Source organism: Lysinibacillus agricola, from assembly GCF_016638705.1.
GTDB classification, from domain to species: Bacteria; Bacillota; Bacilli; order Bacillales_A; family Planococcaceae; genus Lysinibacillus; species Lysinibacillus agricola.
In genome coordinates this window covers 3,912,492-3,928,622 of record NZ_CP067341.1, presented here as the reverse complement: position 1 = coordinate 3,928,622, position 16,131 = coordinate 3,912,492, and the positions used below count along the sequence as shown (strand labels likewise).

Genomic DNA, 16,131 nt, shown 5'->3' with positions numbered 1-16,131 from the left:
TTCGTAATTCATTAAGTAAACACTCTCCTTATCACTTTTCATAAGAATATTTAAAGGATTTTTAAAAGTTGGCATGCTATTTGCATTATTAAAGTGTAGATATAAAAAGGAGGAATTGTAAATGACAAAACCAGAAATCTTATATTCAGTAAAAGCTCAACGAGGAAACACATTGCGATGCAAAGGGTGGCGCCAAGAAGTAATTTTACGCATGTTAGAAAATAATATGGAAAATGCTGAAAAGCCTGAAGAGCTAGTGATTTACGGTGGAATTGGTAAAGCAGCTCGTAACTGGGAGTCATATCATGCGATTGTAGATTCCTTAAAAAATTTAGAAGATAATGAAACATTAGTTGTGCAGTCAGGGATGCCTGTGGCTGTCTTTAAAACACATAAATACGCACCTACTGTTGTCATGGCAACAACAAATATTATGAAGGCAGATTGGCCAACATTTTACGATTTACAAGAGAAAAATTTAACGATGTATGCCAACTATACTGCGGCGCCTTGGGAATATATCGGTACACAAGGTGTTATTCAAGGAACATTTGAAACATTATCGGCTATCGCGAGGTTGCATTATAATGATTCCCTTGTTGGAAAAATTTTATTAACAGCTGGTGCTGGGGGGATGGGTGGCAACCAAACACGTGCAATGACAATGCATGGTGGTGTTGCAATTTTATGTGACTCCAATATTGAAATTATCAATCGACGAATTGAAAAGAGCTTTATAGATGTAGTGGTAGATTCATTAGAGGAGGCAATCGCGCTTGCTAAGGAAAAAGCGGCGGCAGGTGAAGCGCTTGGTATTGCTGTAGTTGGAAATGCCGCTGATGTATTTGAGAAAGCCTTAGAAATTGGATTTTTACCAGATATCGCGACATCAATGACACCTGCACATGACCCGATCGCCTATCTACCAGCAGGCTATACGGTTAAAGAAGCTGAGGAACTACGTGATCGAGATCGTCTTGAATACTTAGAAAAAGCGCGTCAAACAATGATTCGCGAGTTAAAAGCATTAATTGCCTTCCTCGATAAAGGTGTGCATTCATTTGAATATGGCACAAGTATTCGTAAAGAATGCATTGACGCTGGATTTGACGAAAAAGAGGCGAAGCGTTTACCAGGCTTTGTAGCAGAATATATACGTCCGCTATTCTGCGAGGGGCGTGGACCATTCCGTTGGATTTGTATGTCAGGAGATCCAGAGGATTTACGTAAAATTGACGATATGATTTTAGAAAAATTTAGTGATGATTTACTAGTAACACGCTGGATTAAGCTTGCGAAAGAGCATATTCCAATTGAAGCTTTGCCTGCCCGGATTTGTTATATGGGCTTCGGACAACGTAAAAAGTTTGCATTAGAAGTCAATGATATGATTCGTCGAGGAGAACTCAGTGGCCCTGTTGCGTTCTCTCGCGATAATTTGGACTCGGGTTCTATCGTTAATCCAACATTTGAATCTGAAAATATGAAGGATGGTGGGGATTTAATTTCAGACTGGCCAGTATTGAATGGTTTACTCAATGCAGTTGGAATGTGCGATTTGATTGCCCTGCAAGCCAACTATTCAATGGGGGAGGCTGTTCATACAGGTGTAACGATGATTGCGGATGGTACAGATGAATCTGATATGCGTTTGGAAATAGCGATGACAGTGGATTCAGGAATTGGTGTTGTGCGTCATGCTCAGGCGGGCTATGAGACTGCCAAAGATGTAGCGAATGGTAAAGGGAAATTAACGGATGAAAGCATTAAAATCCCATTATGGTGGGAGCCAACAGCAACCTTTGGCCCTAAAGATTTAGTCAAAGAACAAGTGTAAAGTGATGAATTAACTACTTTTAGCAGAAGTCTCCTACCTCTATAGGTGGTGAGATGAATGCAGATTTAAGTTACTTTTCAGCGGGTGTCCAAACACCTGCTGAAATAGAGGAACTCAGTCTAAGAACGCCACGTCCTGTGGCAACGACTGAGTGACCAACATCTTGTTGGCTCAAAGCCCCCGCGGATGTCACGGAATTCGGAAAGGAGTTCTTTGTGCAAACACAAAGCCGAATCCGGACGCAATTATGCCGAGGCATAATTGATCAGAGGCCGGTGCAATATGAACGTATCTGGCCTCTTTTCGTATAAAAAAGGAGGCATTACATGAAAAAAGCTGAAACAACGCATTTGGATTTTGACAATGTGCTAGAAAAAGTACCTCATATTTATCCGAAATCAGCGGTCTATAAATTTTTTGGCTTTAGCTTATTTGGCATTTTCATGTTTTTTATCTCTATTACGTTAAATGGAAAAAAGACAATACCACTTGATCACTTAGTGACGTTTATCCGTACACAGTTTTCATCAGTGATTGTCTATTACATTTTGATAATCGTTATTGCTGGGGCTATTTATCCTCTTTATCAAAAAACTTGGAATAAATCGATAGTAGAGATGGTTATTTCAGCGTTGAAAATAATTGGTGCTATTGCTTCTGTTCTTGTTGTTTTTAATATTGGACCGAGTTGGTTATTGGCTGAAGATATGGGACCTTATTGGTATAAGTCGCTCCTTACTCCGATTGGCGTTTTGGTTCCGATTGGCGCTATTTTTTTAGCTATGCTTGTCGGTTATGGCTTACTAGAATTTATAGGGATTTTAGTGCAGCCTATTATGCGACCAATTTGGAAAACACCTGGTAGATCTGCCATTGACGCTGTAGCTTCCTTTGTCGGTAGTTATTCAATTGGGTTATTAATTACAAATCGTATTTATAAGGAAGGGAAGTACACCACAAAAGAGGCTGTCATTATTGCTACAGGGTTTTCCACTGTTTCTGTAACATTTATGATTGTTGTAGCAAAAACTTTAGACCTGATGGATATTTGGAATCTTTATTTTTGGGTTACTTTCCTAGTGACGTTTTTAGTAACAGCGATTAGTGTGCGCATTTGGCCAATTCGCAATATTAGTAATGACTACTACAACAATATGGATGGCGATAAGGAGAAAATCGTAAAAGAAAATCGTTTACAGCATGCATGGAAGGAAGCAATGCAGACCGCTGAGAAAGCTCCAAATCTGTGGCAAAGCATAAAAGAGAATGTTAAAGATGGCTTAGTGATGGCTATGGGGATTTTGCCGACGATTATGTCGATTGGTCTGATTGGTTTATGGCTTGTCAATCACACACCTATTTTCGATTATGCAGCTTATTTGTTTGTACCTTTAACGTATGTATTACAAATGGCTGAGCCGTTAATCGTTGCAAAGGCAGCAGTCGTCAATTTAATCGATATGTTTTTACCATCACTCGTCGCTGTTGAGAGTGCTATAGAAACACGTTTTATTGTTGGTACTTTATCTATTTCTGCTATTCTCTTTTTCTCGGCACTTATTCCATGTATTTTATCAACAGAAATTCCGATTTCTTTAGGCAAAATGATTGGAATATGGTTTGTACGTAGCATTTTAACCCTAATTATCGTTACACCAATCGCCTATTTATTACTGTAAAGGGAGTGATCGTGTGCTAAAAAGACCTGACTATATTATTAAAAATGCAGCACAAATTTTGCCTTGTACAGGTGATGAGATGCAGGATTTTCAAGTTTTGACTGATACAGCAATCGTTATTGAGGGTGAACGAATTATTGATATTTGTTCGGATAAGGAACTGAAGCAACGCTATGTAATGGATGATACAAACAGTATTGATGCAGAAGGGAAAGTTGTTGCTCCAGGCTATGTCGATGCGCATACACACTTAGTTTTTTATGGTAGTAGGGTCGAGGAGTATGCTGCTAAATTATCCGGCAATATAGAGGGAAATCTGAAAAAGATTGCGATGACAATAGGGCCAAATCGTACGATTGAGCTTACACGAGATACCCCTGAAGATGTACTTTTAGAGCAATCCAAAAAACGTATTATGACAATGCTTAAACATGGCACAACTACAGTTGAGAGTAAAAGCGGCTATGGCTTAACACCTGAAAGTGAGTTAAAAATTTTACGTATAGGTCGTCAATTACACGATAGCAGCCCTCTTGATGTTGTGAATACATTTTTAGGAGCACATGGTATTCCGGATCATTTAACGAAGGAACAATATATCAATGAAATTGTTGACGTCATGATCCCACAGGTAGCACAACACAACTTAGCGGAATTCTGTGATGTTTGGTGTGACGAAGGCTATTTCACTGAGCAAGAATCCGAGCGTATTTTACAAGCTGGATTAGCGTACGGATTATTACCCAAAATCCATGCTGATGCCTATTCCTATATTGGAGGTTCAGATTTAGCAGTGCGAATGAAGATGGTTTCGATTGATCATTTAAATTACACACCAGAATCATTAATGACACAATTAGCGGAAGCGGGTGTCATCGGTGTATTGATGCCGGCTTTAGACTTTGCTGTTGCTCATAAGCGCCCTTTTGCTGCCCGTAAAATGTTAGATAGCGGTATGCAAATAGCTTTAGCGACAGATATGTGTCCAGCTTGCTATACAAGTTCTATGTCTTTTGTCATCAACCTGGCTTGTCGACTCTATCAATTTACAGTAGAGGAAGCGATTAAAGCCTCGACAAAAGTAGCCGCTAGAGCATTGAATTTAACAGATCGCGGAACGTTAGAAATTGGCAAAATTGCAGATATTCAAATATGGGATGTACCAAACTATAAGCATGTAGCATATGAGCTTGGAACGAATATTGTAGAAACGGTTATTAAGCGTGGTCGTGTCGTGATAAATGAAGGGACTTGGGTAAAGGAGAATACATTCATTTAGAAGGGAGAGGTACGAATGAAGGTTGAGTTAACGTCAAAGGCAGCAGAAAAAGTGAATGAAGAAAGATTAGTAAAGTTATTTTTAGAAATGGCAAAAATTAATGGTCCAAGTGGCAAGGAAAGCTTAGTTGCAGCATTTTTAACGGATGAATTACCGAAGTTAGGTTTTCAATTAACGTTTGATGAGGCACATACAAATTTTAATGGAGAGGTAGGTAACTTAATAGCCTGGCATAAAGGAACGGATGACACTATTCCGCCTCTCTTCTTTTCTACCCATATGGATACAGTATTACCGACGGAGCATCTCAAGCCAATTATAAAGGATGGGGTCATTTACTCGGATGGTACTACGATTTTAGGGGCTGATGATCGAGCGGCACTTGCGTCCTATATCGAGGCGATGCGTGCCATCATTGAAAGTGGTGTTCCACATGGGCCGATTGAACTGATATTAACAGTAAATGAACAAGCAGGCTTAGTCGGTGCAAAATATATGGATTATCCAAAAATTAAAAGTAAAAAAGGCTATATTTTTGATAGTAGTGGTGATGTAGGGCAAATTATTTTGCAAGGTCCATATAGCAGCAGAATTTGGTTCATGATTAATGGAAACGCAGCACATATTGCATTAAACGCTGAAGAGGGAAGAAATGCTTTTCTCATTGCTGCTAAAGGGCTGTTAAATATGAAATTAGGTGAGATTGATAGTGAAACACTAGCGAATATAGGCATTATTCATGGTGGAGAGCTGACATCGATTATACCAGGCTCAGTAACATTAGGAGGAGAGGTAAGAAGTTTTTCTAAAGAGAAATTAGAGGCTCAATTGAAACATATGCAGGAGACGATGGAAGTAGCCGCTAAAAAATACCAAGGAACTGTAGAAGTGAGAATTGATGAGAAATATCTGGGGTTCAATATTTCTGAGGAAAATATACTAGTTCAAACAGTAACAAAAGCAACAGATAACATTCAAGTATCCTCCTATTTAACAAAAACATTAGGTGGAGCAGATACGAATGTTCTAAATGAAAATGGATTGACTTGTATTACGCTTGGGAATGGTTTTCAGAATATTCACTCTTTTAGAGAGAATATTAGTATTGAAAACTTAGTGAATACAGGTAGATTAACAGCTGCGCTAATTGAACAGTGGTATGAGCGACATAAATCTCAATAAGTTTAGGAGGAATAGAAATGTCAACTACATTAAACATTACAAAAGAAATAGAGAAAATGGTTCCGCAAGTACAACAGTGGAGAAGATATTTACATGAAAATCCTGAATTGTCGTATAAGGAATACGCTACGTCTGATTATGTCTATAGCCAGTTAATGTCTTTTGGGAATTTAGAGGTTACTAGACCGACAAAGACTAGCGTTTTAGCCATTTTAAAAGGGGATTTACCTGGAAAGTGCTTGGCTTTAAGAGCGGATATGGATGCTTTACCTATACAGGAAGAAACGAATTTACCATTTGCATCTAAAGTACCGAATGTGATGCACGCCTGTGGTCATGATGGGCATACGTCAATGCTACTAGGTGCGGCGAAAATTTTATCTGAGTTGAAACATGTTCTGCAAGGGGAAATTCGCTTTATTTTTCAGCATGCAGAGGAAGTATTTCCAGGTGGAGCCAAAGAAATGGTAGCAGCTGGGGTTATTGAAGGTGTCGATCAAATCGTAGGATTACATTTATTCTCCATGCTTCCTACAGGGAAAATAGGTATTTGTTCAGGTCCTATTACAGCAAATTCTGATACGTTCGATCTCGAAATCGTTGGAAAGGGTGGACATTCTTCTCAACCGCAGGACTCTATTAATCCTATTTTAATTGGGTCACAAATTACTAATCTATTACATCAAATTGTACCACAAAAGGTTGACGCGAAAGAGCGTGCGGTTATTGCTGTAACAGAGTTCAGTGCGGGGAGTGCTAAAAATATTATCCCTGAACGATCGTTTTTAGGCGGAAGTGTAAGAACATTTTCGCAGGATGTCCGAGAATTGATTGCGAAACAGATTGAAATTCAAGTGAAAAATTTCACTGCAGTACATGGTGCTGATTATAAATTTGAGTACAACTATGGTTATTCTTCAGTCGTAAATGATGAGCAAATGACTTCATTAATTGAAAATATTGTTAGAGAAAATCTTGGGCCGGAATATCTATTACACATTGAGCCAATTATGGGCGGTGAAGATTTCTCGGCATTTTTGACGCAAGTTCCTGGCGTATTCATAGGGATTGGTGCAGCTTTTGAGGATGAATCATTAAATTATCCACATCATCATCCAAAATTTGCAATTGATGAGGATTCTTTAGCAGTAGGCTTGAAAGTTTTAGTGCATACTGCTTTAACAATGAATTCTAAAGGGGGGGAATAAATGCTTCAAGAACCTGTTATTGCAGCAATGATCATACTAGGGTTAGTCGCACTGGGAGAAATTATTTCAGTTATTAGTAATGCTAGAGTACCAATGCTTTTTGTAGCAATGATGGGCTATTTAGTCTTATTATGGCTAGGGATTTTTCCGAAGGATTTACTTGCTAATTCGACATTTTTAACAGTAGGAGCAGTATTAGGCACAGCACCAATCTTAGTTCACATGGGAACATTAATACCGTTAAAAATGATTCGCTCGCAATGGAGGGCTGTCATTATTGCGATACTTGGCATGTCTTTTGCCACACTCTTTATTTTAACCATTGTTACTTCCCTTTTTGACTATAAAACAGCTGTTGCTGGAACTGGTCCTTTAAATGGCGGAATTATTGCTGTTTTAATTACTTCAGAAGGATTAAAAGAGTTAGGGTTTGTCAGCTTACTAACAATCCCTGCGCTAATAATGGCTTTACAATCATTTATAGGTATTCCTGTAGCAAATCTTTTGTTACGGAAACATGCTGTGAAAATTCGTGAAAAAATCCATAGTGGCTCTTTTGTTGCATCCAATAATGCCAGTTTTGAAGAGGAAGATGATCAATTAATCATTCCTAAAAAATACAGAACGCCCTTAGTATTATTGTTTATGCTGTTTATTGGAGGTGCGATTGCGGTTGCTTTAGCCAAAGTGACAGGTATTCCTTATAGCTTGTGGGCTTTAGCAATAGGGGTTATTGGTCGCTTAGTGAAATTCTACCCTGAGCGAGTAATGGAGAAATCAAATAGTTTCACAGTCGGAATGGCGGGGATTATTTTCATCGTTATAGGAATGATGAATGATATTACGTTTAATATGTTTATCGATCAATTGCCTGCGGTTGCGACAATTCTTGTTGTAGGAGTACTAGGTATTCTTTTAGGTGGTTTTATAGGGTCGAAACTATTTAAATTGGATCATTATTTAGCGATTCCAGTAGCATTAACATCTACATTTGGCTTCCCAGGCGATTACATTGTCTGTGAGGAAGTAAGTAGAAGTATTGGAAAAACGGATGATGAACAGAAAAAAATCTTCAATGAAATTTTAACACCAATGCTCGTAGGAGGATTTACGACTGTAACATTGGGAAGCGTTATTATTGCAAGTATTTTAATCAAAACAATATAAAACAGAGGGTGGGGAAATATTTGTTAGATAATCCTGTTTTAATCTCAGTTATTGTTTTGTCTATTTTAAGTTTATGTGGGGTTCATGTTTTATTTGCATTAATAATCGCAGCAATCGTAGCAGGGCTTGTAGCGGATCTATCGTTAACTGAAACAGTTTCTATATTTATAGGTGGCATGGGAGGGCAGTCAGAAACTGCTTTGAGTTATCTATTGTTAGGAATATTTGCCGCTCTAATTGCACAGTCAGGTTTGGCTAATATTCTCATTCAAAAACTTCTTTCATTGGAAAAGCCAAATCGATATATTTTAATCTTCTCTTTGGTAATTATTGCGTGTTTATCAGGTACGCTTATCCCGGTACATATTGCTTTCATTCCAATATTGGTACCGCCACTATTATTTTTCTTTAATAAATTGAAAATAGATCGTCGTGCCTTAGCATCTGCCTTAACATTTGGTTTGAAAATGCCCTACCTATGGATTCCAATCGGATATGGATTAATATTCCAAGGTATTATCGCACAAGAGATGACAGCAAATGGTATGGCGATGGTACAGAGTCAAATTCCAAAAGCTATGGCAATTCCGGCAATTGGAATGTTTGTGGGCTTAGCCATTGCAGTATTTATTTCTTATAAAAAGCCTAGAGAATATCAACAACTTGAAGATGATCTCCATGATTACGAGAATCCGAAGACAGAAAATATAGAGGCAAAATTGGATCGCAAAGGTTGGATAGCGCTCATAGCAATATTTGCAGCGCTTGTTATCCAATTATCTTTAAGTTCGCTTGTCTTAGGCGCATTATCAGGGATTATTATTATGTTTGTTGGTCGAGTTGTCTTCCTTAAAGACAGTGAAGAAGTTGTACAGAATGGTGTGAAGCTGATGGGGGCTATCGCATTTATTATGCTAATTGCATCGGGCTATGCAACGATTTTAAAAGAAACTAATGCAATTACAGAGCTAGTAGAAGCAATGACGGGTATGACAGGACAAAGTAAGCTGATTACCGCCACTTTATTATTGTTTATCGGTTTACTGGTCACAATGGGGATTGGTACATCATTTGGGACGATACCGATTTTAGCTGTTGTGTTTGTGCCGTTATGTGCGGCAGTTGGATTTAGTCCGTTCGCCACAGCTGCGCTTATTGGAACTGCGGGTGCTCTAGGCGATGCTGGCTCTCCTGCTTCAGATAGTACGTTAGGCCCTACATCTGGTTTGAATGCGGATGGACAACACAGCCATATTTGGGATACATGTGTACCAACATTTATTCATTATAATATTCCTTTATTTATATTTGGTATTGTAGCAGCAATGGTTTTGTAGAAATCGAACAAATAGGGGTGAAATTTTTAAATGGAAGTCATTCAGTTGGATGGTTATACATTAACTAGAGCACAAATTGATAGAATTGCTAAAGGTCATGCACAGGTTTCACTAGCACCGAATGCGTTAGATCGAGTAAGAGAGAGTCGCTCTCGGATTGAAACAAGATTAGCGGAGGGCCAAGCTATATATGGGGTGAATACGGGCTTCGGTAAACTAAGTGATGTGCAAATTGCTGAACAAGATAATGAACTATTGCAACTTAATTTGCTACGCTCTGATGCAGTTGGAGTGGGCACACCATTAGAAACATCAATTGTACGCACGATGATGGTTTTACGAGCTAATGCTTTAGTAAAAGGTTATTCGGGCATTCGCGAAGAGACACTTCAATTATTAGTTGAGTTCATCAACAAAAATGTACATCCTCTTGTGCCATCGCAAGGTTCTGTTGGTGCTAGCGGTGATTTAGCACCCTTGGCACATATTGCATTAGTACTTGTCGGAGAAGGTAAGGCAGAGTATCAAGGAGAGGTCATATCAGGACAGCAAGCATTAGCTCGTGCAGGACTCACAGCAGTTCGATTACAAGCTAAAGAGGGTCTTGCATTAATTAATGGAACACAAGCTATGACAGGTATTGGGATTATTACAATTAATGAGGTCGAACGTCTTGGATATGTGGCAGATATGGCAGCATGTCTGACGATGGAGGCATTAAAAGGAATTATTTCAGCCTTTGATGAAGATTTATTAGCAGTACGACCTCATGCTGAAATAGCATCTGTAGGTGAACGTATACGAAAGTGGTTAGAAGGAAGCGAGCGTATAACAACACAAGGAGAAACACATATGCAAGATGCCTATTCGTTGCGCTGTGTGCCACAAGTTCACGGAGCTTCTTGGCAATGTTTTAATTATGTAGAACAGTGCTTGCAAACAGAGACTAATGCCACAACAGATAACCCGATAGTTTTAGAAAATGGTGAGGTATTATCAGGAGGGCATTTTCATGGACAACCAATTGCACTTGCTATGGATTTCTTAAAGGTCGGTGTAGCAGAATGGGCGAATATTTCAGAACGGAGAACGGAACGCCTAGTGAATCCGCAATTAAGTGGATTATCACCATTTCTAGCAACAGATCCAGGTCTTGAATGTGGATTAATGGTTGTTCAATACGTCGCAGCTTCGCTCGTTTCTGAAAATAAGGTCCTTGCCCATCCATCAAGTGTGGATTCTATTCCGACTTCAGGTAATCAAGAGGATCATGTGAGCATGGGAACAACTGCGGCGAGACAAGCACGACAAATTGTGCATAATAGTGCACGAGTGCTTGCCATTGAGTTAATTGCTGCTTCTCAAGCGATTTTTTTAGAAAAAGCTGAGCAACACTTAGCCCAAACAACACGTGAATTTTTAGAAATAGTACGTTCATTCTGTCCGCCATTAGAAGGTGATAAGGCTATTGGTGAAGAGATCGAAACACTTGCTAATTATTTATTAAGTAGTAACGATATTTTAAGTGTTAAATAAAACAAGACAAAAGAGAAAAAGTATGCTTGAAGGTGTCTTCTAGCATACTTTTTTGCTACCTAGAAAATAGTCTGGAAGCTTGTTATTCTCGCAAATGGAAGTATAGTCAAAGCCTCATAATATAGGCTCATCACCAAAAGTTGTGGATGACATTTGGTAAAAAGTATGCCATTTATCTTCAATCAGTAGAAAACTCCCACCTCTGAAGGTGGAGAGATGAATGCGGATGTGGTTCCCTTTTGAAAAGGTGTCCAAACACCTACTGAATGAAAATCCGGACGCATTGTTTATCTGTGCGAAAGTGAAGCGACAGCAACAATTACGCCAAGGCGAAATTAATATAGATTGATTGGAGTGGAGACTGGGCGACTCCTTGGGGATCAGCGTCACAGATGAGACCCTGGAGCGAGCAACGCGAGTGAAGCGGCTCATCGGACGCCCCCAGGAAAGCGCCCAGTTGGAACGGAAATCAACTACACGTTATGGAACTGAGCCATTATATAGGAAAATCGTTTTCATAATTCCTTTCGTTTGCTTGCTGCTGGTATTCCTAACTCTTCTCGATATTTGCTAATGGTACGACGGGCCAAATGGATTTGAAAGGAGCTAGCTAGTGTTTCAGCAATCTTTTGATCGGATAAAGGCTTTTGTTTATTTTCAAAGATGATTAGGTTTTTAATCATTTCTAAAATTGAAGTTTGGGAATGCTCTGTTTGAGTGTTTTCAATTTTAGAAGAAAATAAATCCTTCCATAAATATGTTCCAACAGGTGTCAGTATTGTTTTATTCCGAATTGCTCGACTTACTGTTGATTCGTGCATCTCGATTTGGGTTGCGACATCCCTTAAAGATAAAGGTTTTAAATAAGATAACCCGTGGTAAAAAAATTGTTGCTGATGCTGTAAGACAACTGACATGATACGAATAATTGTTTGACGGCGTCGATGTAAGCTATGTACGAGCCATTCATAATGCTTATATTGTTGTTTTACATATATTTGTTCAACTTTAGGTAGTAAAGATGCGATATTTTTATAGCTATCCTGAAGTTGAATAGATGGCAGTGAGCGATCATTTAAGCTGAATTGTAATGCGCCATCTTCGATAACAACGACAATATCTGGTGTAACATACTCGATGTCATCTACTGAGCTCAAAGTGCAAGGTATTGGTGTTAGTTGCTGAAGCTGATTAATTAGTGCTAATAACTGTTCTTTAGAAAGTTTAAGAGATTTCATCAATTCAGGAAATTTACGTTCAGCCAGTAGGTACAGTCCTTTTTGAATAAGCCGCTGTAAATCATCATTATTTTCTTCGATTTGTAACAAAAGACATTCTTGCAAATTACGCGCACCAATTCCCGCTGGACCGATTTGTTGTAAAAGCTGAATACCATAATAATGTCGGTCATCTGCAACATTAGAAAGGTATGGTGGGGAATAGCCCTTGTTATCTAGATGTTCAATTAGAAACTGTACAATTTGTAAATCGTCACCTGTAAAAGTGAGTGAAGCTAGTTGTAACAATTCCTCCCGGTAGTTTGGTTTTGCAGTTATTGTATGTAAATCATTCTCTGTCGTTTGAAAGGAAGAATGAGAATTTCTGAAAATACGCTCTTGAAATGATGGTGGTTGAAAGTCGATTAACGGATTCTCTAATTGCTGTTCATACAGAAATTGCTCAAGTTCAAGTGTTGTATATTGTAGTAATTCAATAGATTGCTGTAATTGAGGTGTCATTATCATTTTCTGCTGCTGTTGTTGCTTTAAAATCATGTCCATCATGATCCCTCCATTTATTGCTTTTTATTAGCATAACATAAAAATGAGAATTTTCAGATAATTAATAGATAAATTGTGTTAATACTAAATAGTGTTGATGTAGTTATTTTTCCTGGTTGGATTCATGGCGTTCCCTGCCTCGATTGTTTATAATGAGGAAATGGAAAAAGACTAATGTGAAAGAAGGGATAGCTATGGCACGAGGTGTTTACATTCATATTCCTTTTTGTCATCAAATTTGTAACTATTGTGATTTCAATAAATTTTATTTTAAAAATCAACCAGTTGATGAATATATAGAAATGCTTGGCAAGGAGATGGAGCTTGCTACAAAAAAATATCCTGAGAGTTTTAAACAAATCGAAACGATATTTCTTGGCGGCGGTACACCAACAGCATTATCGCCTCAACAATTAGAGAAACTACTTGAGCTTATTCGTACGTATATTCCGATGGATAGTGTGACAGAATTTACAACAGAGGCTAATCCGGACGAGCTGTCAGAAGCAAAATTACAGGCATTGTTTGATGGGGGAATAAATCGCTTAAGCATGGGTGTACAATCCTTTGATCAAGAGTTGTTAAAGAAAATTGGTCGTACACATAGCAACAATCACGTCTATGAAACAATTGCTTTGGCGAAAAAGATAGGTTTCAGAAATATTAGTCTAGATTTAATGTATGGTTTGCCGGGGCAGACGATGGCACAATGGAAGGATTCCTTAGAAAAAGCGTTAGCGCTTGATTTACCACATTTTTCAGCGTATTCACTAATAGTGGAGCCAAAAACGATTTTTTATAATCAATACACAAAAGGTAAGCTACATTTACCAACTGAAGATCTTGAAGCGGATATGTACGATGTGCTGATGAACCAGATGGAGGTACATGGACTTCAACAATACGAAATTAGTAACTTTGCACAAGCTGGTTTCAGCTCTAGTCATAACAAAATATACTGGGAAAACGATGAATATGCAGGCTTTGGTGCTGGTGCTCATGGATATTTAGCTGGAGTGCGTTATTCAAATCATGGACCATTGAAAAAGTATATGGAGTCAGTGAATGCAGGGGAATTACCAATTGTGTATGAACATGTTGTAACAGAGAATGAGAAACGAGAAGAACAAATGTTTTTAGGTCTGCGTAAAACGGAAGGAATTACACACAGTATATATGAAGGGAAATTTAATGAATCGATGCATGCGCATTACCGACATGTCATTGAAAAATTAGTTTTAGAAGATCTTTTAGAACATGATCCTATAGGAATTCGTCTTACGCGAAAAGGTCGTTTTGTAGGTAATGAAGTATTTCAACAATTTTTACTAGAAGATTGAGCGATATCGTTGACATAAAATGTGGGATTTGATAACTTATTAATAGTATTAGCACTCCTCTTGGTTGAGTGCTAACAGAGGTGATAATCATGATAACAAATCGGCAATTACAAATATTGCAAGCTATTGTAGATGACTTTATTATGTTTGCACAGCCGGTAGGTTCTCGCCAAATCTCCAAAAAGCAAGAGATTACATTTAGTCCAGCCACAATTCGAAATGAAATGGCGGATTTAGAGGAATTAGGCTTCTTAGAAAAAACGCACACTTCCTCTGGTCGAGTGCCTTCGGAAAAGGGGTATAGATTTTATGTAGATCATTTGTTGAACCCACAAGGCATTAATTCAAGGGACATTCAGCAAATTCAATCCATTTTCAACGATCGTTTAGTAGAAGTAGAGCATATTATCCGAAAGTCAGCCAATATTTTATCAGAGCTGACATCGTACACATCGATTCTTTTAGGACCTGATGTTCAAAGACATCGTATTAAACGATTTTCAATTGTGCCACTCTCTAGCGATACAGCAGTAGCGATTATCGTAACGAATAACGGCCATGTTGAAAATCGCATGTTTAGTTTACCTCCTAATTTTATCGCTTCTGATTTAGAGAAAATGGTTAATATCTTAAATGATCGCCTAGTTGGTGTGTCATTAGAAGATATTCATAAAAAAATCGAAGCTGAAGTGCTAGCAGTATTACAGCAGCATGTTCGATCGGCGGATGATTTTATTCACGCTCTCGTGACAGCGACGATGCATAATTCGGAAAGTAAAATTTTCTATGGTGGAAAAACAAATATGTTTAACCAACCGGAATTCCACGATTTAAATAAAGTCCGTATGATTTTGGACTTAATGGAAACGACTAGCCAAGTGCAATCGCTCTTCCATCCCAATGAATCGGGCATTCATATTCGTATTGGCTCGGAAAATAAACAGCTGGAAATGGAAAACTGTAGTGTCATTACGACCACTTATTCTATTGGTGAAGATCAGCAAGGAGCTATAGCAATTATTGGTCCAACACGTATGGATTATAAGCGTGTAGTTGCTTTACTAGACGTAATGCGCATGGATTTAACACAGGCCTTTACGAAGAATCGTAGTGATTGATAATGAGGAGGATTCAAGTGACGGAAACAACTGAAAACAAAGACCTTGTACAAGAAGAAAAAAATGTACAAGCTGAAAATGCATCAGTAGAAAAAACAGAAGCTAAAGAAGAAGTAAAAGGACAAGAAGTTGAATTAACAATCGAAGAACAGTACGAAGCAAAGCTAGCTGAGTTACAAGCAAAGCTTGACGACGAGGAAAGTCGTCATCTACGCTTACGAGCTGATGTCGACAATATACGTCGTCGCAATCAACTTGATCGTGAGGCAGCTGAAAAGTACCGCGCTCAGAGCTTACTATCAGATTTACTGCCTGTAATCGATAATTTTGAGCGTGCCTTACAAGTTGAGTCGACTTCAGAAGAAGCTGCTTCAATCGTAAAAGGTATTGAAATGGTGTACCGTTCTCTGTTAGAAGCGACTGAGAAGGAAGGCTTACAGATTATTAAAGCTGAGGGTGAGCAATTTGATCCAAATGTTCACCAAGCTGTCATGCAAGAGCAGGATAGTGAAAAAGAGACGGGTGTTGTCTTACGCGAGCTTCAAAAAGGCTATCTGTTAAAGGATCGTGTATTACGCCCAACAATGGTATCAGTGAACGAATAGTTATAGTACTATTTAGTCAATTACATTTAGTTATGAAACGCATCCTTAGCGTTTAAATAATA

At 38.4% G+C, this 16,131-nt stretch carries 13 protein-coding genes; 12 read left to right on the top strand and 1 reads right to left on the bottom strand.

Annotation, left to right across the window (positions count from 1 at the left end; translation table 11 throughout):
• Positions 1–121: 121 nt before the first annotated feature.
• The 9 genes from hutU to FJQ98_RS27305 all read left to right on the top strand — a co-directional run bounded on the left by hutU (position 122) and on the right by FJQ98_RS27305 (position 11,574).
• Positions 122–1,837: an N-tau-methylurocanate hydratase gene (hutU, locus tag FJQ98_RS19565; RefSeq protein ID WP_053595284.1), complete on the top strand. Its 1,716-nt coding sequence runs from the start codon at positions 122–124 to the stop codon at positions 1,835–1,837.
• Positions 1,838–2,163: 326 nt separating this feature from the next.
• Positions 2,164–3,516, top strand: coding sequence for a YjiH family protein (locus FJQ98_RS19560; RefSeq protein WP_053595283.1), 1,353 nt, complete (start codon positions 2,164–2,166; stop codon positions 3,514–3,516).
• A 13-nt stretch (positions 3,517–3,529) separates the two neighbouring features.
• Positions 3,530–4,795, top strand: coding sequence for an imidazolonepropionase (gene hutI, locus FJQ98_RS19555; RefSeq protein ID WP_075807264.1), 1,266 nt, complete (start codon positions 3,530–3,532; stop codon positions 4,793–4,795).
• Between the two features lie 15 nt (positions 4,796–4,810).
• On the top strand, positions 4,811–5,977 hold the full coding sequence (locus tag FJQ98_RS19550; RefSeq protein ID WP_053595281.1) for a M20/M25/M40 family metallo-hydrolase: 1,167 nt from the start codon (positions 4,811–4,813) through the stop codon (positions 5,975–5,977).
• A 17-nt stretch (positions 5,978–5,994) separates the two neighbouring features.
• Positions 5,995–7,185, top strand: coding sequence for a M20 metallopeptidase family protein (locus FJQ98_RS19545; protein ID WP_053595280.1), 1,191 nt, complete (start codon positions 5,995–5,997; stop codon positions 7,183–7,185).
• Positions 7,186–8,352, top strand: coding sequence for a hypothetical protein (locus FJQ98_RS19540; RefSeq protein WP_053595279.1), 1,167 nt, complete (start codon positions 7,186–7,188; stop codon positions 8,350–8,352).
• A gap of 20 nt (positions 8,353–8,372) precedes the next feature.
• Positions 8,373–9,689: a Na+/H+ antiporter family protein gene (locus FJQ98_RS19535; RefSeq protein WP_053595278.1), complete on the top strand. Its 1,317-nt coding sequence runs from the start codon at positions 8,373–8,375 to the stop codon at positions 9,687–9,689.
• 30 nt (positions 9,690–9,719) lie between these two features.
• Positions 9,720–11,225 (top strand): histidine ammonia-lyase, encoded by a 1,506-nt coding sequence (gene hutH, locus FJQ98_RS19530; protein ID WP_053595277.1) that lies wholly within the window; start codon positions 9,720–9,722, stop codon positions 11,223–11,225.
• Positions 11,226–11,445: 220 nt separating this feature from the next.
• Positions 11,446–11,574, top strand: coding sequence for a hypothetical protein (locus FJQ98_RS27305; RefSeq protein WP_277815955.1), 129 nt, complete (start codon positions 11,446–11,448; stop codon positions 11,572–11,574).
• A 166-nt stretch (positions 11,575–11,740) separates the two neighbouring features.
• Here the strand turns inward: FJQ98_RS27305 and rpoN are convergent, their stop codons facing one another.
• The gene (gene rpoN, locus FJQ98_RS19525; RefSeq protein ID WP_082340136.1) at positions 11,741–13,009 is read right to left on the bottom strand and encodes an RNA polymerase factor sigma-54; all 1,269 of its coding nucleotides are present in this window, start codon (positions 13,007–13,009) and stop codon (positions 11,741–11,743) included.
• A gap of 191 nt (positions 13,010–13,200) precedes the next feature.
• Between rpoN and hemW the strand changes: the two genes are divergently transcribed.
• From hemW to grpE, 3 genes are all read left to right on the top strand, one after another.
• Entirely contained in the window at positions 13,201–14,346 is a 1,146-nt protein-coding gene (gene hemW / locus FJQ98_RS19520) for a radical SAM family heme chaperone HemW (RefSeq protein WP_053595275.1), read from the top strand.
• A gap of 89 nt (positions 14,347–14,435) precedes the next feature.
• On the top strand, positions 14,436–15,464 hold the full coding sequence (hrcA, locus tag FJQ98_RS19515; RefSeq protein WP_053595274.1) for a heat-inducible transcriptional repressor HrcA: 1,029 nt from the start codon (positions 14,436–14,438) through the stop codon (positions 15,462–15,464).
• A 17-nt stretch (positions 15,465–15,481) separates the two neighbouring features.
• Complete coding sequence (gene grpE / locus FJQ98_RS19510; RefSeq protein WP_053595273.1) at positions 15,482–16,069, top strand: nucleotide exchange factor GrpE; 588 nt, start codon at positions 15,482–15,484, stop codon at positions 16,067–16,069.
• Positions 16,070–16,131: the final 62 nt, after the last annotated feature.